Annotated in this window: 16 protein-coding genes; 8 read left to right on the top strand and 8 right to left on the bottom strand. The window is 65.2% G+C overall.

Annotated features, from left to right (window positions below):
- Positions 1–43 precede the first annotated feature (43 nt).
- Positions 44–4327, bottom strand: a complete 4284-nt coding sequence (locus tag PMI40_RS10810) for a YhdP family protein (protein ID WP_008115089.1) — start codon at positions 4325–4327, stop codon at positions 44–46.
- A gap of 249 nt (positions 4328–4576) precedes the next feature.
- Between PMI40_RS10810 and glnE the strand changes: the two genes are divergently transcribed.
- The gene (glnE, locus tag PMI40_RS10805) at positions 4577–7291 is read left to right on the top strand and encodes a bifunctional [glutamate--ammonia ligase]-adenylyl-L-tyrosine phosphorylase/[glutamate--ammonia-ligase] adenylyltransferase (protein WP_008115088.1); all 2715 of its coding nucleotides are present in this window, start codon (positions 4577–4579) and stop codon (positions 7289–7291) included.
- 24 nt (positions 7292–7315) lie between these two features.
- On the opposite strand, the gene PMI40_RS10800 is transcribed toward glnE, so the two are convergent.
- From PMI40_RS10800 to tkt, 5 genes are all read right to left on the bottom strand, one after another.
- Positions 7316–8032, bottom strand: a complete 717-nt coding sequence (locus PMI40_RS10800) for a class I SAM-dependent methyltransferase (protein ID WP_008115087.1) — start codon at positions 8030–8032, stop codon at positions 7316–7318.
- A 140-nt stretch (positions 8033–8172) separates the two neighbouring features.
- Entirely contained in the window at positions 8173–8670 is a 498-nt protein-coding gene (locus PMI40_RS10795) for a hypothetical protein (RefSeq protein ID WP_008115086.1), read from the bottom strand.
- Between the two features lie 219 nt (positions 8671–8889).
- Entirely contained in the window at positions 8890–9903 is a 1014-nt protein-coding gene (gap, locus tag PMI40_RS10790; RefSeq protein ID WP_008115085.1) for a type I glyceraldehyde-3-phosphate dehydrogenase, read from the bottom strand.
- An 87-nt stretch (positions 9904–9990) separates the two neighbouring features.
- Entirely contained in the window at positions 9991–10536 is a 546-nt protein-coding gene (locus PMI40_RS10785; RefSeq protein ID WP_008115084.1) for a GNAT family N-acetyltransferase, read from the bottom strand.
- A gap of 9 nt (positions 10537–10545) precedes the next feature.
- Positions 10546–12540: a transketolase gene (tkt, locus tag PMI40_RS10780; protein WP_008115083.1), complete on the bottom strand. Its 1995-nt coding sequence runs from the start codon at positions 12538–12540 to the stop codon at positions 10546–10548.
- A 219-nt stretch (positions 12541–12759) separates the two neighbouring features.
- Here tkt and PMI40_RS10775 point away from each other — a divergent pair, with 219 nt between their 5' ends.
- The 5 genes from PMI40_RS10775 to coaBC all read left to right on the top strand — a co-directional run bounded on the left by PMI40_RS10775 (position 12760) and on the right by coaBC (position 19471).
- Positions 12760–13485 carry a 16S rRNA (uracil(1498)-N(3))-methyltransferase gene (locus PMI40_RS10775; protein ID WP_008115082.1) on the top strand — a complete coding sequence of 242 codons (726 nt, stop codon included), beginning with the start codon at positions 12760–12762 and terminating at the stop codon, positions 13483–13485.
- A 194-nt stretch (positions 13486–13679) separates the two neighbouring features.
- On the top strand, positions 13680–14657 hold the full coding sequence (locus PMI40_RS10770) for a bifunctional riboflavin kinase/FAD synthetase (RefSeq protein ID WP_008115081.1): 978 nt from the start codon (positions 13680–13682) through the stop codon (positions 14655–14657).
- 102 nt (positions 14658–14759) lie between these two features.
- Positions 14760–17654, top strand: a complete 2895-nt coding sequence (gene ileS / locus PMI40_RS10765; RefSeq protein ID WP_008115080.1) for an isoleucine--tRNA ligase — start codon at positions 14760–14762, stop codon at positions 17652–17654.
- Between the two features lie 62 nt (positions 17655–17716).
- The gene (gene lspA / locus PMI40_RS10760; protein WP_008115079.1) at positions 17717–18229 is read left to right on the top strand and encodes a signal peptidase II; all 513 of its coding nucleotides are present in this window, start codon (positions 17717–17719) and stop codon (positions 18227–18229) included.
- Between the two features lie 42 nt (positions 18230–18271).
- Entirely contained in the window at positions 18272–19471 is a 1200-nt protein-coding gene (coaBC, locus tag PMI40_RS10755; RefSeq protein ID WP_008115077.1) for a bifunctional phosphopantothenoylcysteine decarboxylase/phosphopantothenate--cysteine ligase CoaBC, read from the top strand.
- Here the strand turns inward: coaBC and PMI40_RS10750 are convergent.
- Positions 19429–20367: a DMT family transporter gene (locus PMI40_RS10750; RefSeq protein WP_008115075.1), complete on the bottom strand. Its 939-nt coding sequence runs from the start codon at positions 20365–20367 to the stop codon at positions 19429–19431. The genes coaBC and PMI40_RS10750 overlap by 43 nt on opposite strands.
- 295 nt (positions 20368–20662) lie before the next feature.
- On the opposite strand from PMI40_RS10750, the gene dut reads away from it, so the two are divergent.
- The gene (gene dut / locus PMI40_RS10745; RefSeq protein WP_008115073.1) at positions 20663–21124 is read left to right on the top strand and encodes a dUTP diphosphatase; all 462 of its coding nucleotides are present in this window, start codon (positions 20663–20665) and stop codon (positions 21122–21124) included.
- Positions 21125–21356: 232 nt separating this feature from the next.
- The gene (locus tag PMI40_RS10740) at positions 21357–22448 is read left to right on the top strand and encodes a M48 family metallopeptidase (RefSeq protein ID WP_008115072.1); all 1092 of its coding nucleotides are present in this window, start codon (positions 21357–21359) and stop codon (positions 22446–22448) included.
- A gap of 174 nt (positions 22449–22622) precedes the next feature.
- On the opposite strand, the gene PMI40_RS10735 is transcribed toward PMI40_RS10740, so the two are convergent.
- The coding region (locus PMI40_RS10735; RefSeq protein ID WP_008115068.1) for an AAA family ATPase at positions 22623–23468 on the bottom strand (846 nt) is incomplete at its 5' end.

Raw genomic sequence — 23468 nt, 5'->3', positions numbered from 1 at the left:
CACAGTAAGCACAAGTATCGCGCAAAGGCACCGTGCGTGCAGCTCAGTGCCCCGCATTGGGAACCGGACCGATCTCGCGCCGCGCCGCAGCCGGTGCGACCGTGGCCGGCGCGGGCCCAGTGCCGCGCTTGCCATCGAGCACCTCGCGGGCGCGCTGGCCGTCGACCGGCGCCACCTGGCCCTGCTTGACCACGATCGGGTCGCTCCAGGCGCCGCTGACACGGTATTCGAAGGTCAGCGACTTCATCACCGGGTTGCGCAGGAACATCTGCGCCAGCAAGGTGCTCACGCCGATCACCGGATTGACCGCCATGGCCACCACCGAGGCCGTGCCGAGATTGATCTCGGGAATCACCACCACATGCAGGTCCTGGGTTTCGCGATTGATGTCGGCCGAACCGTTCATCAGCACCGAGGCGGTCACGCCGGTCATCTTGAGGTTGTCGGTGGTGGCGATGCCGCCCTTGATGGCGGCGGTGCCCAGCACGCTGTCGAAGGCAAAACCCTGCGAGAACACGTCGCGGAAGTCCAGCGTCAGGCGGCGCGGCAGCGCCTGCAGATTGAGCACCCCCAGCAGCTTGGCGGCACCCGGGTCGACCTTCAGGAACTGGCCTGCCTGCACATCCAGGTGTACCTGGCCGGACAGGCTGGGGATGTCCAGCGCATAGGGCAGGCCCTGCCAGCTGAGGTCGCCATCCAGCTTACCGTGGCCGCCGCGGATCGTGCCCGAGTAACCGAAACGCTCCAGCAGCTTGCCGGCGTCGTGGATATCGAGTGCATAGGTGACGTTGGTGGTGTTGTTGCTGCCGAAGGCCATCCAGTTGCCGGCCGCCCGCAGGTCGGCATCGGCACTGGACAGCAACAGCCGCTCGATGCGCCATTCGCGCCCCACCGCCGTGACCATGTTGTCGGCGGCCAGTTCGAGCCGGCCCAGCTGCTTGCCGCCCAGTTCGAATTGCTCGGCGCGGATGTCCAGCGCAGGCATCTGGCTGTTGTCGTCGGCCGCACCGTTGCCGGCAGCGGAGCCGCCGTCGGCGACCGGGTCGTGACCCTGGGGGATGACCAGCGACGACAATTGCGCACTGACCTTGCCGGGTCCGCGCCTGGCCCCCGGTTCATCCCAGGTGATGGTCCCGCTGGCCTGCTTCGATTCGAGATTGATCTGCCACGCATTCTTCTGGTGGGCGGCATTGAGGACCAGGTGGTCGAGCTTCTTGCCCATCAGCGTGAGCTCGCCCACCCGTGCCGAGACCGCATCGGGCTGCAGGTATTGGGTGATGGCGCTGCCGGCCAACCGGTTGCCGGCGCCGGCGGTGGTCGCACCGGTGCCCGGGCCGGCGATCTGGTTCTTCAATTCGCGCCAGGCATCCAGATCGAGGCGCTCGGTGGCCACGGCCAGCCTGAGTCCCGTCGCCGGCGTGGGCACCGGCTGGCCATAGCCGATGCCGCCGCTGGCGACGCGCCAGTCGTCGCCCCGCCCCACCACCCGTTCGCGCAGGTAGCGCGAGGCAATGGCCGAGCCCAGCGCGACGCGGATTTCCTCGCGCTCCTTCAACGGGTCGCCCGAGGCCACCGGCTGCAGTTCGAAGCGCATCGGCAGGTTGTCGGCGGCCGCCTTGTTCAACGGCGCAGGCAGGTTCACCGCCAGGCCGGCCAGGTTCGACTCGACCACCAGCTCCGGACGGTGACCGCGCACCTGCACCGTGGCGCTATAGCGCGCCCCGCCTTCCATGCGCGCCAGCAGGCGCTGCATCGATGGCTCGCCGTACTGGCGGCGCAGCATCTCGACGTTGATCGCGCCATCCAGTCGCACCAGGCTGCTGCCATCGCGCTGGGTGCCGCCGGTCAGCGCCACGTTGTCGCCCAGGAACTGGCCGCGCACGCCATTGAGCGTGAAGCCACGCTCGTTGAACTCGACCTTGCCAGCGGTACGGTAGAACACCGGCAGCGTGGGCAGCAGGTCGACATCGTTGCCGGCGAAATGAAACGCGCCTTGCACCGTGGTATCGATGGCGTGGTTGAGCGGCATACGGAAGCGCAGCTCCAGCCTGCCGTCACCGCTGGCGCTGGCCTGCTCCATGACGTTGCCGGTCCAGCGCGCCACGGGACTGTGGTTGACGTATTGCAGGAACACCGGCATCGGTGCGTTGGCCACGCCCTCGATCTCGAGCGCGGCGTCGTGCGACACCAGCTCGGCCACGCGCGCGGTCACCGGCCCCAGGCGGGCACCCAGGCTGCGCGCCGAATCGGCCTTGATTTCCAGGTGCACGCGGTCGAGGCTGAACTTGCCGCGCCCGTCTTCGAGCAACGGCCACTCCGGTCCGCTGCCGTCGCGGTCAAGGTGCCCCGGGGTGTAGTTGATCTTGAGCCCATCGAAGTCACCGTTGACGCTCAGTTCGCCACGCGGCTTGTCGCCCTGTGACTGGAAAGGCAAGTCGGCCAGGTCGCCCTTGATGCGCAGTTGCACATTGCGCGCCGTGCCATCGACCAAGCCCTCGGTGAGCCAGTGGCGGGCCGCCGGGTTCATATGTTGCGGCAGGTAGCGGCGCAGCGTCTTGATATCGAAGGTGCTGAATTCACCGGTGATATCGACCACGCCCGGTGCCGTGCCCTGCAGCGGCCTGATGTGCTTGCCGCGCAGGCGCCCGGCCACGCCCGGCTGGGCAAAATCGAGCTGGTCGACCTCGAACAGCAAGGTCTGGTCCTTCTGGTATTGCCAGTGCGCATCCATGGTCAGGCGGTCGAACGGCATACGCGGCTGGGCGAACTGCTGCGGTGGCAGTTCGATGCCGAAGTCCTTGGCGTCCAGCCGCAGGGTGCCCCCTTTTTCGTTGGCATCGATACTGCCCGACATGTTGTCGAAGCCGGGCGAGGCGGCCCATTGCGCCGGCGCGCCCGGTTGCGTCGTCAGCCGGCGCTCGCGCGCGGTCGCACTGCTGATATGGCTGGCCTGCGCCTTGAGGCCCAGTCGCGAGAATCGTCCCTGGATGCGATATGAGTTCAGTTCGGGATAGGTGCCCTGCCATTGCACGGTGAAATCGTGCAATTCGCCGCGCGGCGCCAGGTCATCGAGCAGCTTGCGCTGTGACGGTGCCAGCGGCAGGCGCGCTGCCAGCTGCGACAGCGCCTCCAGGTTCAGGTGGCTGGCCTTGACGCTGGTGCGCTCGGGCTTGAGCGGGGTGGCGGCTTCATAGCTTTCGTCCAGCGAGGTGGCCGGCAGCACGAAACCATCCGGCATCTCGACCGAGAAGTCGCTCAGGCTTACCTTGTGGCCGTGGGCGCCGAAGGTCGGCTCGCCGTCCACCGGTGCCGCGCCGAGGATCTCGCTGGCCGAAATGCGCCCATTGACGCGCTTGAGATTGAGCGGCTCCAGCTGGCGCGACAGGCGCGCGCTGAAATCGGTCAGGCCCAGGTCGGCGGTGAAGTTGGCGACCTTGGCCTGGTCCAGCGCCAGCCAGGCGCGCACCGAGCCGGTGCCGCGCGTGATCTCGACCGGATAGTCGACATACGCGCGCCATACCGACAGGTCGGTCTGGCGCAGGTCGGCATACAGGGTGCCCTTCCAGCGGCGCACGTCGGAGATACTGCGGGCAAAGGCGGGATGGGTGAAGTCGGCGCGCACGTCCAGCGGGGCGGCGATAGCCGCCGGCGGCACCGCACGCATGGCCAGGCGGTGACGCAGCCAGCTGTTGTGCAGCACCAGGTTGACCTGGTCCAGCGCCAGTTCGGGGGCATGACGCAATTCGTCATGCCAGCGCACACGGCTGGCGCGGATGACGATCTCGCGCTGCGACAGCAGCCAATTGAGGGAACTGCCGTCGCCGCCGGCCGGCACCGGGATGCCGCCGATGTCGAGCCTGCCGCTGCTGTCGCGCCGGATCGCCAGGTCGGCCTGCTCGATGGTGAGGTTTTCCAGCCGCAGCCCGGCCACCAGCACGCTGCTCCACGACAGGGTGGCGTTGACCCGGGGCAGGGTCAGCGCCGGCTGGCCGTGGGCATCATGGACCGTGATATTGGCCAGCGCCAGTTGCGGGCGCAGGCCGCTCCAGGAGGCATCGAGCTGGTCGATGGTGACGGCGCGCCCGACTGCCCTGGACGCCAGGCGTTCGATCTGTGGCTTGTAGTGACCGATCTCGGGCAACACCGCATAGCGCAGCGCCAGCAACAGCGTGCAAAAGACGAAGTAAGCGACCAGCAGGAACTTGAGGGTGAAGCCCAGCACATGGTGCGAAGCCCGGTTGAGCCTGAAGTAGGTGCCTCGTGCGATCCGCCAGCAGAGCGCCCGGCGGGATGATTTCGATGCGGCTTGATGTTGTTCTTCTTGCATCAAAATAAATGGACAACCCAATATGGAATAATTCGCGCGGACGCCATGATCGCATGGAAAACATGGGCTTGCCATCGCCTATGAACCGCGAGCGGCCCATAAGTTTAACAAGCGGGGATAAAATTGGCGGCACCGGCAAACGGCCCTGGCGGTAGTCTCGGATAACTTATTTTCGGACCTCCCGACCATGGCGGCAGCGATCTTGTCGGCGGTTTTCTTTCTTTTACACATGTTGCTCGGCCCACTTCGATGACCCATACGCCCCGTTCCCTCGTCAGCGCCCAGAGCTCACGCTATTTCACCCGCTGGACCCAGGCCGACGACAGCCGCGCGGCGCTGGTGGCGCATGTGGCGGGCGCGCCACTGGTGCGCGCCGACTTCGAGGCCCGGATACGGGCCGACCTGGACGCCGGCCTGGGCCTCAACGGCGCGATGCGCCGGTTGCGCAACCTGGTGGTCTGTACCCTGATCGAACGCGACCTCGGCGGCCGCGCCGACCTGGCCGAGGTAGTGGCGACCATGACCGCCTTCGCCGACTTCGCCGTGCAGACCCACCTGCAGGCACTGATGACCGAGCAGTGTGCGATCCATGGCGAACCCATCGGGGAAGAATCCGGCCGGGTGCAGCACATGATCGTGCTGGGCATGGGCAAGCTGGGCGGCGGCGAGCTCAACGTCTCGTCCGACATCGACCTGATCTTCGTCTATCCCGAGGACGGCGACACCCGTGCCGGGAGCGGCCAGAAATCGCTGTCCAACCATGAGTTCTTCGTACGCCTGGGCAAGAAGCTGATCGGCGCACTGGCCGAGATCACCGAAGACGGCTTCACGTTCCGGGTCGACATGGCATTGCGTCCCAACGGCAACTCCGGTCCGCTGGTGGCCGGCTTCAACATGGTCGAGGAATACCTGATCCGCCAGGGGCGGGAGTGGGAACGCTATGCCTGGACCAAGGCCCGCGCGCTGACCGGCCAGGCCGAGGACATCGCGGCCCTGGAAGCGATCAGCCATCCGTTCATCTTCCGCCGCTACCTCGACTACGGGTCGATCGACGCCCTGCGTTCGATGCACGCGCAGATCCGGGCCGAGGTCAAGCGCCAGGAGGCGCTGCATCCGGACCGCAGCAACAACGTCAAGCTGGGGCGCGGCGGCATCCGCGAGATCGAATTCGCCAGCCAGGTGTTCCAGCTGATCCGCGGCGGACGCGACCCGGAACTGCGCGACCGCTCCACCCGCGCCACGCTGCGCACCCTGGCCGACAAGGAGCTGCTGGCGCCGGACGTGGTGGCGCAACTGCTGGCCGCCTATACCTTCCTGCGCGACCTCGAGCATCGCCTGCAATACGTGGAAGATGCCCAGACCCACACGCTGCCGGTCAATCCGGACGACCTGCTGCTGGTGGCGCAGATGATGGGCCTGGCCGACAGCGCCGCCCTGCTGCAGGCACTCGAGGCGCACCGGCGCGTGGTGGCGCGCCAGTTCGACGCCATCTTCAACGATCGCCAGGGGGGCGAGAGCGATGACGAAGCGCCGGGCCTGTCGGACACCGATGGCGTCGAGGCCATCGGCGATGCGTTGCAACTGGTGGGGTTTCCCGCCGCCGAGATCGGCGAGGCGGCCAAGCGCCTGGTGCTGCTGTGGCAATCGCCGCGCATGCAGAGCCTGCCCGAGCAGAGCCGCCTGCGCCTCAATACCGTCATCAATGCCGCCCTGCCCCTGGTGTCGGCGCTGCACTACGATCACCTCGCGGCCTTCACGCGCCTGCTCGACTTCCTCGATGCCATCGCCCGCCGCGCCGCCTACCTGGCCCTGCTGACCGAATATCCGCACGCCCTCAAGCGACTGGTGCGCATGATCGGCGCCAGTGGCTGGGCCGCCACCTACCTGACCCAGCACCCTATCCTGCTCGATGAGCTGCTGGACGACCGCAATCTCAAGGCCGCGTCTGACTGGGTTGCCTTCGCCGCCCATTGCCAGCGCCAACTCGATACCGCGCCGGGCGACACCGAGCGCCAGATGGACATCCTGCGCGAATTGCACCATACCGAGCTGTTCCGCCTGCTGGCGCAGGACCTGGAAGGCGACTGGTCGGTCGAGAAGCTGGCCGACGAGCTCTCGGCGCTGGCCGATATCCTGGTCGATGTCACCATCAAGGCGGTCTGGCAGACCATCGCCCAGCGCCACCGCGAGGTGCCGCGCTTCGCCGTGGTCGCCTACGGCAAGCTGGGGGGCAAGGAACTGGGGTATGTGTCCGACCTGGACCTGGTGTTCCTGTATGACGATGACGACCAGGAAGCGCCGGCCCACTACGCCAAGCTGGCGCAACGCTTCATCACCTGGATGACCAGCCACACGCCGGCCGGCACCCTGTTCGACATCGACGTGGCGCTACGCCCGGACGGCGCCAGCGGCTTGCTGGTGTCGTCGTTGGCCTCGTTCGAGAAATACCAGCTCAATTCGGCCTGGATCTGGGAGCACCAGGCCTTGACGCGCGCCCGCTTCTGCGCCGGCGACGCCGCCATCGGCGAACGCTTCGAAGCGCTGCGCGAGCGCGTGCTGCGCCAGCCGCGGGATGCGGCGCGGCTGGAAGAAGAGGTTCTGTCGATGCGACGCCGCATGCGCGAGGCGCATCCCAACCGCAGCGCCCTGTTCGACCTCAAGCACGATGAGGGCGGCATGATCGACATCGAGTTCATGGTGCAATACCTGGTGCTGCGCCATGCCCACCAGTATCCCCAGCTGACCGGCGACATCGGCAACATCGCACTGCTCAAGCTGGCCGCGCAACTGGGCCTGATCGAGGCCACCATGGCCGCCGAGGCCGCCAACGCCTACCGTATCTTCCGCAGGTTGCAGCACCAGATCAGGCTGCAGGGTTCGGAGCGCGCCCATATCGACGGCATACGGGTGGAACACGAACGCGCCTGTGTGATCGAGTTGTGGCAGCAGGTCTTCGGGCAGTAGCTGCGGGCACGACAGGGTCGCCCTTCAGCGGGGTGGCTTGACCGCGACCAGGTTGATCAGCGTCTCCTCGCGTACCGCTGGCGGCTTGATTCCGAACACCCGTTCCATCAGGCCCAGGTCTTCCCGACTCCACCACAGGAACGGATAGGACACCGATTCCGGGGCCACCGTAAGGCCGGCGCTGCGCACCAGCGCCAGGTATTGTTCGGCGGTCTTCTGAACATCCATCGGATGACGGAACAGCAAGCGGATGATCCACGAATGGATATAGCGCTTGGTCGACTCGGCAAACAGCAATACCCCGCCCGGCTTGAGCACCCGGTAGAACTCGGCGATCGCCTGTTCCTGCTCGATCAGGTGATGAAAGGTCTGGTGGCAGAACAGCAGGTCGACGCTATCGTCCTCGAGCGTGATCTGCGAACTGGAACACTGGATGAATTCGGCCCGGATGCCTGCGGCTTGTACCTCGGCACGCGAAGCCGCGATCATGCCGGCATCGATGTCCATGCCGATCAGGCGCTGCGGGGCAAAGCGGTCATGCAGTTTCTTGAGCGAGCGGCCCCAACCGCACCCGACATCGGCCACCACGGGATAACTGGCGCGGCGTGCCGGGATCAGGGGTTCGAGATCCTTGAAGGCGCGCTCCAGGACGTGCTGGGTCCAGGTCGGGGTACGCAGGAACCAGATGCCAAAGGCGGTTTCGGGTACGTGCGGCGGCAGCGGCGTCGATTGTGGTTTCATTGGTCCGGAAAGGGTCTGGCCGCGCGGCAATGCCCCCCGCCGGCGCGCAACAAAAATGCCCCGCGTGCGGGGCGTCGGACCCGGATGTTACCGGGCTGGTTGGCGCAGGGCAAGTCCGGCAAGCGCCGCGCCTGGCCAGGTCAATACTTGGGCGTGGGCTTGTCGTCGCGGCTGGCGCGGGTACTATCGCGCGAAGAGGACGAGTCACGCGAGGACGAGCTTTCACGCTCGCGCGAACGGCTGCTGTCACGTTCGCGGTCACGGGCGCGGCTGCTGTCGCGGGCGGCGCCGTCCTTGCTGTCCTTGCCATCCTTGGCGTCGGGCGCCGGCGTGGGCGGCGCAGGCGGCGCCGAGTTCTGGATGTTCTTGGCCGCCATGTACTCGTGCATGTCCTTCCAGCCGGAGAAGATACCCGCCTTCAATGCCTCGGGATTGCGGGTGTAGCAGTCTTCCAGCGACTGCCCCGCCTGGCGGCAACCGGCACCCAGCGCCACGCCTTCGGCCTTGGCTTCTTCAGGGGTCTGCTTGGGCTTGGAAAAACTGCCGATGTAATCGCAGGCGGACAGCGACAGGGTGACCGCGCCGGCCAGGACCAGCCTGGCGGCCAGGCGATGCGCTTGAAATGACGATGCTGACATTACGTGCCTCGTGGATCGGGTTGCTCTTGAATTGCAATACTGCAAACGGACGAAAGGCCATTGCAGACATACGCCTGCAACAGCCTCTCAATCTTTTGCAGGCTGATGTCGTATTTTCACCGGAGTGCAAGCTCTTGCATCCGATGAAAAGAAGCCGAATCAACCCGGAAATTGCCAATACCGCTGCCAACGGGAGCCGGCAGGCGGTATCGGGACGGCTTACTTGGCGTTGGCCAGGGCTACCGTGGTGTCGAGCATGCGGTTGGAGAAACCCCACTCGTTGTCGTACCAGGACGAAACCTTGACCAGACGGCCGGAAACCTTGGTCAGGGTGGCGTCGAAGTTGGACGATGCCGGATTGTGGTTGAAGTCGACCGACACCAGTGGATCGGTGTTGTAGGTCAGGATACCCTTGAGCGGGCCCGATTCCGAAGCGGCCTTCAGGATCGAGTTGACTTCATCGACGGTGGTATCGCGCGAAGCGATGAACGACAAGTCGACGATCGACACGTTGATGGTCGGCACGCGGATGGCGAAACCGTCGAGCTTGCCGTTCAGCTCCGGCAGCACCAGGCCCACCGCGGCGGCAGCGCCGGTCTTGGTCGGGATCATCGATTGCGTGGCCGAACGGGCGCGGCGCAGGTCTTCGTGATAGACATCGGTCAGGACCTGGTCGTTGGTATAGGCGTGAACGGTAGTCATCAGGCCGTTTTCGAGGCCGATCTTGTCGTTTAGGGGCTTCACCAGCGGTGCCAGGCAGTTGGTGGTGCACGAAGCGTTCGAGATCACGGTGTCGCTGCCCTTGAGCACGCCGTCGTTGACGCCGAACACCACAGTGGCGTCGACATCCTTGCCGCCAGGTGCCGAGATGATGACTTTCTTGGCGCCGCCCTTGATGTGGGCACTGGCCTTTTCCTTGGTGGTGAAGAAGCCGGTGCACTCCAGCACCACGTCCACGCCCAGCTCGCCCCATGGCAGCTCGGCCGGGTTGCGCTGCGCCAGCACCTTGATGCGATCGCCGTTGACCACGATCGAGTCGCCGTCCACGCTCACCGTGCCGGGGAACTTGCCGTGGGCAGTATCGTACTGGGTCAGGTGGGCGTTGGTCTTGGGGTCGCCCAGGTCATTGATGGCCACGATCTCGATGTCGTGTTTCTTGCCGCCTTCGTAATGGGCGCGCAGGATATTGCGGCCGATGCGGCCATAACCGTTGATTGCCACGCGAATCGCCATGCTGTTCTCCTTAAGGTATTAAAAAAAATCAATGCAAATCGGTCCGTCCGGGAGCGCTCCGACCTGGGCTTTCTCGTTCTTGTTGCCTCAGGCCTTGATCTGGCGCCAGACGAAACCGACCTCGTCGATCTCGCTGCCGTCATCCCAGGTGAATGTCTGTTCGAATAACTGTTCGGCGCCCAGCGCGCCAAAAAATTCCCGCGCGCCGTCGTTCTTGGCCAGCACCCAGGCCATCAGGCCGGTGGCGCCGGCGCCGATCAGGGTGGCCGCCACATGGGCCAGCAGTTTCCTGCCCAGGCCGCGCCGCTGCTCATCGGGCAGCACGCAGATCGCGGTCAGCTCGGCATCGCAGCCGAAGCGGCTGTCGGCCAGCGTCATGCCCGAGGCAAAGCCGATGATCTCGCCCTCGGCCTCGGCCACGAAGGTGCAGGCGGCGTCGGACGACGCCCCCAGCACCTGCTGCCACAACTTGACGCTCTGCTCGGGCTGCAGGCTATCGAGATAGCTGTCGGGCACCAGGCCGCGATAGCTGGCGCGCCAGCTGTCGATGCGTACGCCGGCGATCGATGCGGCGTCGCCGATACGGGCACGACGAATCGCGATCTGCGCGGCCGGCTGGTCTTGTGAAGTCATCGCCACCGATCAGGCCAGTACTTCTTTGGCCTTGGCCACGACGTTGTCGACGGTGAACCCGAAGTGCTTGAACAGCACGCCGGCCGGCGCCGATTCGCCGAAGGTATCGATGCCGACCACGGCACCTTCCAGACCGACATACTTGTACCAGAACGAGGTCACGCCGGCTTCGATGGCCACCCGTGGCACGCCGCGGGTCAGCACGCTTGCCTGGTAGGCGCGATCCTGGCGATCGAATACATCGGTCGACGGCATCGACACCACGCGCACGGCGATGCCTTCGGCGGTGAGGGCATCGGCAGCCTTGACTGCCAGTTCGATCTCGGAGCCGGTGGCCATCAGGATCACCTTGGCCTCGGCCGCGTCGCGCAGCACATAGCCACCGCGGGCGATGTCCTTGACCTGGGCGTCGCTGCGCGGCTGGAACGGCAGGTTCTGGCGCGAGAAGATCAGCGTGCTGGGGCCGTCGTCGCGACGGATCGCCTCGGCCCATGCCACGGCCGACTCGGTGGTGTCGCATGGACGCCAGTTATCCAGGTTGGGGATCAGGCGCAGGCTGGAGACGTGTTCCACCGACTGGTGGGTGGGGCCGTCCTCGCCCAGGCCGATCGAATCGTGGGTAAATACGAACAGCGCGCGCAATTTCATCAGTGCGGCCATGCGCAAGGCATTGCGGCTGTAGTCCGAAAAGGTCAGGAAGGTGGCGCCGAACGGCAGGTAGCCGCCGTGCAGGGCGATACCGTTCATGATGGCGCTCATGCCGAATTCGCGCACACCGTAGTTGATGTGGTTGCCGGCCTGGTCGGCGCGCACCGGGATCGATTCCTTCCAGTTGGTCAAGTTGGAACCGGTCAGGTCGGCCGAACCGCCCAGGAACTCCGGCAGCACCTGTGCATAGGCGCCGATGGCATTCTGGCTGGCCTTGCGGGTGGCGATGTTCTCTTGCTTGTCGATGGTCGAGTTGATGAAGGCGGCGACGGTCTGGTCGAACGCGGCTGGCAATTCACCCTTGAGGCGGCGTTGCAGCTCGCCGGCTTCGGTCGGGTACTTGGCGGCGTAGGCGTTGAACAGTTCCTGCCAGGCGGCCTCGAAGTCGGCGCCGGCGGCCTTGGCGTCCCAGGCGCTGTAGACGTCGCCCGGGATCTCGAACGGTGCCGCGTCCCAGGCCAGGGCCTGGCGTACGGCGGCGATTTCCTTGTCGCCCAGGGCGGCGCCGTGGACCTTGTCGGTGCCGGCCAGGTTGGGCGAACCCTTGCCGATGACGGTGCGGCAGCAGATCAGGGTCGGCTTGTCGGCCAGGCGTGCCTGGTGGATCGCCGCGCTCACGGCCTCGACGTTGTGACCGTCGACGCCGCCGATGACGTTCCAGCCATACGACTCGAAGCGCTTGGGGGTATCGTCCTTGAACCAGCCCTCGACATGACCGTCGATGGAAATGCCGTTGTCGTCATACAGCACGATCAGCTTGGACAGCTTGAGCACGCCGGCCAGCGAACAGGCCTCGTGCGAAATGCCTTCCATCAGGCAGCCGTCGCCGACGAAGGCGTAGGTGTGGTGGTCGACCACGGCCAGGTCGGGCTTGTTGAATTCGGCCGCCAGCAGCTTTTCGGCCAGCGCCATGCCGACCGCATTGGTGATGCCCTGGCCCAGCGGGCCGGTGGTGGTCTCGACGCCCGGCGTGATGTGCACTTCGGGATGGCCGGCAGTCTTGGAGTGCAATTGGCGGAACGCCTTGATATCGTCCATCGACAGGTCGTAGCCGGTCAGGTGCAGCAGTGCATATTGCAGCATCGAACCATGGCCGTTGGACAGCACGAAACGGTCGCGGTTGGCCCATTGCGGATTGGCCGGGTTGTGGCGATAGTGCTTGGCCCACAAGGCCACGGCGATTTCTGCCATCCCCATCGGCATGCCCGGGTGTCCAGAATTAGCTTTTTGTACAGCGTCCATCGCCAGCGCGCGGATCGCGTTGGCCATCTTGTCGGTGGGGAGAGTGGAAATCATGTCGGTGTCAAAGAGTTGCTGGGTACGCCCGCAGGCGCCAAAAACCTGGTTCGGGGAGCCAAACGCACTGCTGAGGCTGGCTCCGATGCTGCAATCGGCCCCTGTTCGCGGGGTCGCGCGGGCCTGTATTTTAACAGAGTGCGCCGCGCACCATTGACTAACGGGCCGACCAGGCTTGCAAAGCATTAGAATTCAGGTTCACCATCAGGATCGTCCGCCATGCCCCGCTTCTTCTGCCCCCAGCCGCTTGCCATCGGCGCCACCCTGCCGCTGCCCGAGCATGTGGCCCACCACGTCCATGTGTTGCGCCTGCAACCGGGCGAGCACGTCACGCTGTTCAATGGCGAAGGCGGCGAATATGTTGCCACCTTGACCAGCATCGAGAAACGACGCGCGCAGGTCGAGGTCAAGACGTTTTCGCCGCGCGAGGCCGAACTGCCCTACGCCTTGGTGCTGGCGCAGGCGTTGCCCGAAGGCAGCAAGATGGACTGGATCGTCGAAAAGGCGGTCGAGCTGGGCGTGACCGCCATCCAGCCGCTGGCGTCGCAGCGTTGCGTGGTGCGACTGTCTGGCGAGCGTGCCGACAAGAAACAGGCGCATTGGGATGGTATCGTGCAAGCCGCCGCCGAGCAGAGCGGGCGCAACCGGCTGCCGCACCTGGCGCCGCTGGCCGATTTCAGGCGCTGGATCGGCCAGAGCGACCTGCATCGGCGCATCCTCTTGTCGCCCCGTGGCCAACAGCCGCTGTCGGCCTGGGCGCGGCATCATCCGCCGCAGGCGGTGACGGTGCTGGTCGGCCCCGAGGGCGGCTTCAACGACGAGGAAGAACAACTGGCCTGCGCCCAGGGGGCGCTGATGCTGTCGATGGGGCCGCGTGTGCTGCGCACCGAAACGGCCGGCCTGGCGGCGCTGGCGGCATTGAACGCGATCTGGGGCGAGATGTAGCTGGCGTCTCTATATTAGAGACGCGCTGCGGCATGGCCCAGCCGGCTCGAGCAGCATTGTCCGGTCGACAATATTTCCTTGCGGAAATCGACGAAAACGCTGGTTTATGCCAAGCGCGGCCGCAAACAAGGGCAAGCCCCCGAAAACATTTATAATGGAGGGCTTTTGCAACAGCGTCACTTTCCCCTGTCTAGATGAAGGTATTTCGCGGACTCCCCAACGCCGAATCGCGTGCGCCCTGCGCGCTGACGATCGGCAACTTCGACGGCGTGCATCTTGGCCACCAGGCGCTCTTGGCGCGGGTGCGCGAGGCTGCGGGCCGGCTCGGGCTGGACGCCGCAGTGATGACGTTCGAGCCCCATCCGCGCGAATTCTTCGCGCAACTGCTGGGCAAGCCCGAGATCGCCCCGGCCCGCATCGCCAACCTGCGCGACAAGCTGCAATCGCTGACCGACTCCGGCATCGACCGGGTCATCGTCGAGCATTTCGGCAGCCACTTCGCGGCACTCTCGCCGCAGGACTTCATCGAAAAGATCCTGGTACAGGGCCTGCATGTGCGCTGGCTGATGGTCGGCGACGACTTCTGCTTTGGCGCGCGTCGCGCCGGCAACCTGCAAACCCTGATCGAGGCCGGACGCCAACACGGCTTCGAGGTGCATTCGATGCCCACCGTGACCAACGCCGGGGTGCGTATTTCGTCGTCTGCGGTGCGCGCGGCGCTGGCGGCCGGCGACCTGCAGCTGGCGCGCCAGCTGCTGGGCCACTCCTATGCCATCACCGGCCATGTGGTGCATGGCAAGAAACTGGGCCGCACCATCGGTTTTCCCACCCTCAACATGCGGGTCGGCCACAAGCGTCCGGCGCTGTCGGGCATCTTCGTGGTGCAGGTCCACGGGCTGGGTCCGCGGCCGCTGCCGGCGGTGGCCAGCCTGGGCGTGCGGCCGACCGTCGATGACAGCGGCCGGGTGCTGCTGGAGACCCACCTGCTGGACTTCCAGGGCGATTGCTACGGCAAGCTGCTGCGCGTCGAATTCCTGAAGAAATTGCGTGACGAAGAAAAATACGTCGACCTGCCCACGCTGACCGACGCCATTGCGCGCGATGCCGACCAGGCGCGCACCTATTTCGCCCAGAACGGCGGCTTTGCCATTTCGGCGACCGACCGAATTTGACGCTGGCCGGCGGTGGCATCCAGCCCTGCCGTCCAGCACCCCGTCTTCCTGCCGCGCCGTGCAGCGGCCCCAGAATTAACAGCATTCCTTACGAGAAACCTCATGTCGAACAATGAATCGCCGGTCAAGCCGGGCAAGCAGGACAAGCCAGGCAAGACACCTTCGAAGTACCCGGTCAACATGACCGAAACCGATTTCCCGATGCGCGGCGACCTGGCCAAGCGCGAGCCGCAGTGGGTCAAGCAATGGCAGGAGCAGAAGCTCTACCAGCGCATCCGCCGCGCCAGTGCCGGTCGCCCCAAGTTCATCCTGCATGACGGCCCACCCTACGCCAATGGCGAGATCCACCTGGGCCATGCCGTCAACAAGATCCTCAAGGACATGATCGTCAAGGCCCGCAACATGGCCGGCTTCGATGCCCAATACGTGCCGGGCTGGGATTGCCACGGCATGCCCATCGAGATCCAGATCGAAAAGAAGTACGGCAAGAACCTGCCGGTGGCCGAGGTGCAGGCAAAGGCGCGTGCCTATGCCGAAGAGCAGATCAACCTGCAGCGCCGCGACTTCATCCGCCTGGGCGTCCTGGGCGAATGGGACAACCCGTACAAGACCATGAACTTCTCCAATGAAGCCGACGAGCTGCGCGCGCTCGGCAAGATCCTGGAAAAGGGCTATGTCTATCGCGGCCTCAAGCCGGTGAACTGGTGCTTCGACTGCGGCTCGGCGCTGGCCGAGGCCGAGGTCGAATACCAGGACAAGCGCGACCCGGCCATCGACGTCGGCTTCCCCTTCGCCGAACACGACAAGCTGGCGACCGCCTTCGGCCTGGCCGACCTGCCGACCCGCCACGGCTACATCGTGATCTGGACCACCACCCCCTGGACCATCCCGTCCAACCAGGCGCTCAATGTCCACCCCGAGTTCGACTATGCGCTGGTGGAGACCTCCCGCAATGGCGAGCCGATGCTGCTGATCCTGGCTCAGGACCTGGTCCAGGCCTGCCTGCAACGCTACGGCCTGGAAGGCCGGGTGATCGCCACGGCCAAGGGCGAGGCGCTGTCGCTGATCCGTTTCCACCATCCATTGGCCAAGGCCGACGCCGGCTACGACCGCCTGTCGCCTGTCTTCCTGGGCGACTACGTGACCGCCGACAGCGGCACCGGCATCGTCCACTCGGCGCCAGCCTACGGTATCGAGGACTTCATCTCGTGCAAGGCGCACGGCATGAAGGACGACGACTTCATCAACCCGGTCATGGGCGACGGCCGCTATGCGTCGACCTTGCCGCTGTTTGCCGGCCTGACCATCTGGGAAGCCTCCAAGCCGATCTGCGCCAAGCTCGACGAAGTCGGCGCGCTGTTCAAGCTGGTCATGTTCGACCACAGCTACATGCACTGCTGGCGGCACAAGACACCGATCATCTATCGCGCCACCTCGCAGTGGTTCGCCAGCATGGACAACACGCCCAAGGATGGCGAACTGAGCCTGCGCCAGACGGCCTTGCAGGGCATCGAGGCCACCGCCTTCTACCCCGCCTGGGGCAAGGCGCGCCTGCACGGCATGATCGCCAACCGTCCCGACTGGACCCTGTCGCGCCAGCGCCAATGGGGGGTGCCGATGGCTTTCTTCGTGCACAAGGAAACCGGTGAACTGCACCCGCGCACGCCGGAGCTGATCGAACAGGTCGCCCAGCGCATCGAACAGGGTGGCATCGAGGCCTGGCAGGCGCTGGAACCGCGCGAGCTGCTGGGCGACGAGGCCGAGCACTACCTCAAGAACCGCGACACGCTGGACGTCTGGTTCGATTCGGGCAGCACCCACCAGACCGTGCTGCGCGGATCGCACAAGCAGCAGTTGCAGTTCCCGGCCGACCTGTACCTGGAAGGCTCGGACCAGCACCGCGGCTGGTTCCATTCGTCGCTGCTGACCTCGTCCATGCTCAATGGCGTGGCGCCCTACAAGGCCCTGCTGACGCACGGTTTCGTGGTCGACGGCGAAGGCCGCAAGATGTCCAAGTCGCTCAAGAACGGGGTCGAGCCGCAGAAGGTGGCCGACTCGCTGGGCGCGGAAATCCTGCGCCTGTGGATCGCCTCCAGCGACTACTCGGGCGAGATCTCGATCTCCGACGAGATCCTCAAGCGGGTCACCGAATCGTATCGCCGCATCCGCAATACGCTGCGCTTCCTGCTGGCCAACACCTCCGACTTCGATCCTGCCAAGGACGCCGTGCCGGTGGCCGAGCTGCTGGAGATCGACCGCTATGCGCTGGCCAACGTGGCCCGCCTGCAGGCCGAGGTGCTGGCCCATTTCGAGGCTTACGAGTTCCACCCGGTGGTGGCCAAGCTGCAGATGTATTGCTCGGAAGACCTGGGCGGCTTCTACCTCGATATCCTCAAGGATCGTCTCTATACCAGCGGCGTGACGTCGCCGGCGCGCCGTTCGGCACAGACTGCCGTATGGCACATCACCCAGGCGCTGCTGCGCCTGATGGCGCCGATCCTGTCGTTCACCGCCGAGGAAGCCTGGCGTTTCTTTGCCTCGCCCGAGGCGCTGGCGCAAAGCGACGACACCATCTTCAGCCAGACCTATCACGTGGTGCCCGAAGTGGCCGACGCCGAAGCCTTGCTGGCCAAGTTCGCGGTGCTGCACGAAGTGCGCGCTGCCGTCACCAAGCAACTGGAAGAAGTACGCATTGCCGGTGGCATCGGTTCGTCGCTGCAGGCCGAGGTCGAACTGAAGGTGGCCGGCGACAAGGCGGCGCTGCTGCAAAGCCTGGGTGAGGACCTCAAGTTCGTGCTGATCACCTCGGCCGCCAGCGTCACGGCGGTCGACAGTGCCGAGGACGAAAGCGTGGTCGTGACGCCATCGACCGAACAGAAATGCGAACGCTGCTGGCACTATCGTGCCGACGTCGGGTCTCATGCCGAGCATCCGGGCCTGTGCGGTCGGTGCTACTCCAACCTGTTCGGCCAGGGCGAGCAACGCCGCTTCGCCTGAGCCCCACTCCGGATCGCTCCCGGCCCGCTGCCGGGAGCACCCAGCCTTAAACAATAACTCTCATGGCAACCAAAAAGCGTTCTACCCCGGCCTCCACCACCTCCAGCCAGGGTCTCTTGCCCTGGATCGGCGTCGCCACCATCGTGCTGCTGCTGGACCAGTTGACCAAGATCACCATCCTCAAGCTGTTCCACTACGGCCAGTCGGTGCCGGTCACCGGCTTTTTCAACCTGGTGCTGGTCTATAACAAGGGCGCTGCCTTCAGCTTCCTGGCTGCCAGCGGCGGTTGGCAGCGTTACCTGTTTACCGCCATCGGCATCGGTGCGGCTGTGTTCATCGTCCACCTGCTGCGCCGCCATCCCGGGCAACGCATGTTCTGCTGGGCGCTGGCGCTGATCCTGGGCGGCGCCATCGGCAATGTGATCGACCGCGTGGTGTACGGCCACGTGATCGATTTCCTCGATGTCTATGTGGGCAATTGGCACTGGCCGGCATTCAATGTGGCCGATAGTGCGATCTGCATAGGTGCGGTATTGTTCGTGGTGGACGAACTGCGACGGGTATCGAAGAAGTAAGTCCGACAACACTGCGCAGCGCGTGCAGGCGAGGGAGCAATCATGGATCTGGCTGGCAAGAAAATCGTACTTGGCCTGACCGGCGGCGTGGCCTGCTACAAGGCTGCCGAACTGGCGCGCGCACTGGGCCGCGCGGGGGCGTCGGTGCAAGTGGTGATGACCGAGGCGGCGACCCGCTTCATCACTGCCGTGACCATGCAGGCGCTGACCGGCAACACGGTCTATACCGACCAGTGGGACGCGCGCATGGCCAACAACATGCCGCACATCGATCTCACCCGCGACGCCGATGCCATCGTCATCGTGCCCTGCTCCACCAATTTCATTGCCAAGCTGGCCCACGGCGTGTGCGACGACCTGCTCTCGACGCTATGCGTGGCGCGCCCGGCGCGGGTGCCATTGATGGTGGCGCCGGCGATGAATGTCGAGATGTGGCAGAACCGGGCGACCCAACGCAACGTGGCGCAGATCCGCCAGGACGGCATCCTGCTGCTGGGCCCCGACTCGGGCGAGCAGGCGTGTGGCGAGGTGGGCCTGGGTCGGATGCTGGAACCCGAACAACTGCTGGCCGAGATCATCGCCTCGTTCCAGCCCAAGCTGATGGCCGGTCGCCGCGTGCTGCTGACCGCCGGCCCCACGTTCGAGCCGATCGACCCGGTGCGCGGCATCACCAACCTGTCCTCGGGAAAGATGGGTTATGCGCTGGCGCGGGCGCTGCGCGAAGCGGGCGCCGAGGTGCTGCTGGTGTCCGGCCCGACCGCGCTGGCGGCGCCTCATGGCGTACGCCGCATCGACGTGCAGACCGCGCAGCAGATGCTCGATGCGGTGCTGGCCAACGTGAGCGGCCAGGACGTGTTCGTGGCGGTGGCGGCGGTGGCCGACTGGCGCGTGGCCAATGCCAGCGAGCACAAGATCAAGAAGAATGCCGACGGCGACATGCCGCAGCTGGCGTTTGCGCAGAACCCGGACATCCTGGCGACCGTGGCAGCACTGCCGCAACGGCCATTCTGCGTCGGCTTTGCGGCCGAATCGGAACAGCTCGAGCAACATGGCGCGGCCAAGCGACAGCGCAAGGACATCCCGCTGCTGGTCGGCAACCTGGGGCCGCAGACCTTCGGCCGCGACGACAACGCATTGATGCTGTTCGACCGGCATGGGCATAGCGAATTGCCGCGCGCCGACAAGCTGACCCTGGCGCGTCAGCTGGTGCGCGAGATCGCGCGCCGCGCCAACGACAGGTAGATGGCCGGCAGCACCAATGCTGCCCCGACACCATGGAACCATTGCGGCGCCTCGCCCAGGATCCCCCATGCCGCCAGTGCTGCATAGATCGGGCACAGGTAGAGCAACAGCGCCGTGCGCGTGGCGCCCAGCTGGGCGACCATGAAGGTATAGGCCAGGTAGGCCATCAGGCCCGGCACCATGCCGGCCACCAGCATCAGCATGAAGGCCTGTAGCGTGAACCAGTGCGCCGGTGCCGTCGCCACTTCGTATCCGGTCATCGGCAGCAGGATCAACAGGCCTGCTGCGGTGCTGCCAAATAGCCGCTGCACCGGCGTCAGGCTGCTCTTGCACCATTGCTGCAGCAGCGTGAAGGCGATCCAGGCCGCCGTGGCCGCGACGATCCACAGGTCGCCGGCCACGAAACGGATGCCCAGCAGTACCTCCAGGCTGCCCTTGGAAATGATGAACAGCAATCCGAGCACTGCCAGCACCATGCCCGCGCGCTGCCGCAACGATTGCCCCTGCCCGGACAGCCGACTGCCGACCAGCGTGATGCCCACCGGTGCTGCGGCATAGATGAGCGCGATGTTGGTGGCGCTGGTGGTCTGCCCGGCGATATAGGGAAACGAGCCGCAGATCCAGGTGCCGAGCGCGCCGAAGGCGAACAGTTGCTTCCACTCGCGCCGGCCATGGACCAGCAGCGCCGCGCGGGCGCGCCACACCAGCGGCACCATCAACAGCAACGCAATGAGCCAGCGCCCGAATGCCAACGTGTTGGGCGGCACCACGCCGGCTGCCGCCCGCGCGATGATGTAGTTGGACGACCAGATGGCAGGCGTGACCCACAACAGGATCTCTGCCAGCCTGGCTGGGCTGGGACCGGATGATGGCTGGGGCGTGGCGCGGCGTACCATGTTGGCTTTTTCCTGGGTTCGGACCGAATCCCCATTGTGACCGGGCCGGCGCGCCCGATGGGTGAAAAATCTGCGCCGCGTCGACGGTCGGTGGCGAGCGATGGCCGCTGGTATTTGCCCGACGCCCACCGGGCACGATGGCGATGGCCGCGCGCCGGCGTTCGGAAAAGCCGAAGCTGTCGGTGACAATCGGTTTCACCTGCCCCCCGCGCTATCTTGATAAAATCCCCCACCGGCGCAGCGCGCCGGTTTGTGATTGCTATAACAAGAATCCAAAAATAGCCAAGGATGAAAGATGTTCAGAAGAATTGAAACCCGCGTAGTCAACCCGTTACTGGGCGATAAGATCGAATTGCCTTCTTATGCCACCGAGGGCTCCGCGGCCCTCGATCTGCGCGCGTGCATCGAGCAAGCCATCACATTGGCCCCTGGCGGCCGCACCCTGGTCAAGACCGGCATCGCCATCAACATGATGGACCCGGGCCTGGTCGCCATCGTCGCCTCGCGCTCGGGCCTGTCGCTCAAGCACGGCGTGCGCGTGGCGCAGGGCATCGGCGTCATCGATGCCGATTACCACGGCGAAATTGGCGTGATCCTGGCCAACGACGGCACGGAGCCCTACGAAATCACGCCCGGCGAGCGTATCGCCCAGTTGATGTTCCAGCCGGTGATCCAGGTCGCCCTGCACATGGTGGACGAATTCTCGACCGAGACCGGTCGTGGTGTCGGCGGTTTCGGCAGCACCGGAAAGTCCTGATCCCCTATTAACAGAAATTGTTTGCCCGTCGGGAAGGCACGGATCGCCAGCCCGGTTGAAGCTTTCAACATGGAACCGTGGCACGGCAGAGTCTGTCCTAACCCGGTTGACACGCCTGCCCCGCCGGCACCCGGTCGAGCCGATCGAGGCAACCCTGATCGGCTGCAATGAAACGATCGCGACGGCGGCACCCAAGGCCAGGCAGCACAGGCAAACATTGATGGAGAACCGCATGCTCGACCCGCTCCTGCCCGCATGGCAGAAGATCAGAACACTCGCAGTCAGCGCGCCGCTACTGGCCCTGGCGGCCTGCGCGACGCAAGAACCCAGCGTGGTGGCGCCTACCGCCGCCACCCCACCCGTCCCGGTGGCGACGCCAGTGGCCAAGCCGACCGACAATCCCCAGCAGAAGGCCCTGCGTGAGTTGATCGAACAACAGGACCGCCTGTATCGGGTCGCCGCACCGCTGCTGACCAGCAACGCCCAGCTGTGCCGTGGCAACGCGCGCAACCTGCTGGGCTTCACCGCCAAGAACCGCTACTCGTTCCCCATCGAATACGCCGAGACGGCGCGCAGCCTGGGCTATGACGACCGCCTGCAGGTCACCGGCGTGCTGCCGGGCAGCGGCGCCGAACAGGCCGGCATCCAGCGTGGCGACCTGTTGCTGGCGCTGGCCGGCAAGCCCATGCCGCAGGGTACCGATGCCGAGCGCCAGGCCGCCGTGCTGTTGAGTCCGCTGGTGGTGAAGAAGGCACCGATTGCCCTGACGGTCCAACGGGGCAGCCAGCAGCGCACGCAGAACGTGCCGCTGACCTATGCCTGCGCCTTCAGCATCGAGCTGGGCAATGCCGAAAACGTCAACACCTACGCCGACGGCCGCCGGGTGCTGATCACGCGCGGCATGCTCAAGTTCACGCAGACCGATGAAGAGCTGGCCTACCTGATCGCCAAGGACATGGCGCACAACATCCTTGGCCACGCGATTCGCCAGCGCATGGTCTCGACCACCGCCGAAGTGATCGACAACCTGCTGCTGCCGCATCCCGACCCGACCACGACGGCCGGCACGGCCGGGATCCGGGTCTATCCGCAGGACCTCGATGCCGCCGCCGATACGCTGTCGCTGTACCTGCTGGCACGCGCCGGCTACGGCATCGACAACGTGCCGGCGTTCTGGAAGCGACTGGCAGACCAATACCCTGCCAGCGTGCCCAACGGCTATACGGCACTGCATCCGTCGACGGCCTATCGCCTGACGATGATCGACAAGGTGACGCAGATCGTGAAGGCCAAGCAGGAAGCCGGCAAGCCACTGGTACCCTGATCGCGGGCGCCTTGCCGCCGAGGCGTTCGCCACCACTCCGGCCGCGCATGATCAGGACGGCCGGTCCGGTTCATCGATATCGGTGCTGCGCGGCGCTGACACGGCATTGCAACGGCAGGACAAAAAAAAGCCGGAACCAAGGTTCCGGCTTTTTCACGCTTGCAGTGGCAGGACTTATTCCACTTCCAGCTTTTCCTGCGGTTCTTCCGGCGGGGCCGAGTCGTCCCCTTCCGGGAACTCCAGCCTGACCTGCTCCTTGTCGTCCATCTCGACGGTCACGCGACCACCGCTGACCAGGCGACCGAACAGCAGTTCGTCGGCCAGCGCCTTGCGGATCATGTCCTGGATCAGGCGCGACATCGGACGCGCGCCCATCAGTGGATCGAAACCCTTCTTCGACAGGAACTTGCGCAGGCTTTCCGAGAACACCGCGTCGACCTTCTTCTCGTGCAATTGCTCTTCGAGCTGCATCAGGAACTTGTCGACCACGCGCAGGATGATTTCCTCGTCCAGCGCGCGGAAGCTGATGATCGAATCGAGACGGTTGCGGAACTCAGGCGTGAACATACGCTTGATGTCGACCATCTCGTCGCCGGCTTCCTTCTTCTCGGTAAAGCCGATGGTACGCTTTTGCAACGCCTCGGCGCCCGCATTGGTGGTCATGATGATGATCACGTTGCGGAAGTCCGTCTTGCGGCCGTTGTTGTCGGTCAGCGTGCCATGGTCCATCACCTGCAGCAGGATGTTGAAGATATCCGGATGCGCCTTCTCGATTTCATCGAGCAGCAGTACCGAATGCGGCTTCTTGTTGACGGCCTCGGTCAGCAGGCCACCCTGGTCGAACCCGACGTAACCCGGCGGCGCACCGATCAGGCGGCTCACCGCGTGGCGCTCCATGTACTCGGACATGTCGAAACGGACCAGCTCGATGCCGAGGATGAACGCCAGTTGCTTGGCCACTTCGGTCTTGCCCACCCCGGTCGGTCCCGAGAACAGGAACGAGCCGATCGGCTTTTTTTT

The sequence above is a fragment of the Herbaspirillum sp. YR522 genome (assembly GCF_000282575.1).
GTDB lineage: Bacteria > Pseudomonadota > Gammaproteobacteria > Burkholderiales > Burkholderiaceae_D > Herbaspirillum.
This window is presented reverse-complemented; position numbering and strand designations above follow the sequence as displayed.

What these genes read in the sequence shown, in the direction of transcription:
- ileS (WP_008115080.1), top strand. Translation starts at nt 14,760, where the DNA reads ATGTCGAACAATGAATCGCCGGTCAAGCCGGGCAAGCAGGACAAGCCA.
- PMI40_RS10770 (WP_008115081.1), top strand. Translation starts at nt 13,680, where the DNA reads ATGAAGGTATTTCGCGGACTCCCCAACGCCGAATCGCGTGCGCCCTGC.
- gap (WP_008115085.1), bottom strand. Translation starts at nt 9,903, where the DNA reads ATGGCGATTCGCGTGGCAATCAACGGTTATGGCCGCATCGGCCGCAAT.
- PMI40_RS10775 (WP_008115082.1), top strand. Translation starts at nt 12,760, where the DNA reads ATGCCCCGCTTCTTCTGCCCCCAGCCGCTTGCCATCGGCGCCACCCTG.
- PMI40_RS10740 (WP_008115072.1), top strand. Translation starts at nt 21,357, where the DNA reads ATGCTCGACCCGCTCCTGCCCGCATGGCAGAAGATCAGAACACTCGCA.
- PMI40_RS10750 (WP_008115075.1), bottom strand. Translation starts at nt 20,367, where the DNA reads ATGGTACGCCGCGCCACGCCCCAGCCATCATCCGGTCCCAGCCCAGCC.
- lspA (WP_008115079.1), top strand. Translation starts at nt 17,717, where the DNA reads ATGGCAACCAAAAAGCGTTCTACCCCGGCCTCCACCACCTCCAGCCAG.
- PMI40_RS10810 (WP_008115089.1), bottom strand. Translation starts at nt 4,327, where the DNA reads ATGCAAGAAGAACAACATCAAGCCGCATCGAAATCATCCCGCCGGGCG.
- PMI40_RS10785 (WP_008115084.1), bottom strand. Translation starts at nt 10,536, where the DNA reads ATGACTTCACAAGACCAGCCGGCCGCGCAGATCGCGATTCGTCGTGCC.
- glnE (WP_008115088.1), top strand. Translation starts at nt 4,577, where the DNA reads ATGACCCATACGCCCCGTTCCCTCGTCAGCGCCCAGAGCTCACGCTAT.
- PMI40_RS10800 (WP_008115087.1), bottom strand. Translation starts at nt 8,032, where the DNA reads ATGAAACCACAATCGACGCCGCTGCCGCCGCACGTACCCGAAACCGCC.
- tkt (WP_008115083.1), bottom strand. Translation starts at nt 12,540, where the DNA reads ATGATTTCCACTCTCCCCACCGACAAGATGGCCAACGCGATCCGCGCG.
- dut (WP_008115073.1), top strand. Translation starts at nt 20,663, where the DNA reads ATGTTCAGAAGAATTGAAACCCGCGTAGTCAACCCGTTACTGGGCGAT.
- coaBC (WP_008115077.1), top strand. Translation starts at nt 18,272, where the DNA reads ATGGATCTGGCTGGCAAGAAAATCGTACTTGGCCTGACCGGCGGCGTG.
- PMI40_RS10795 (WP_008115086.1), bottom strand. Translation starts at nt 8,670, where the DNA reads ATGTCAGCATCGTCATTTCAAGCGCATCGCCTGGCCGCCAGGCTGGTC.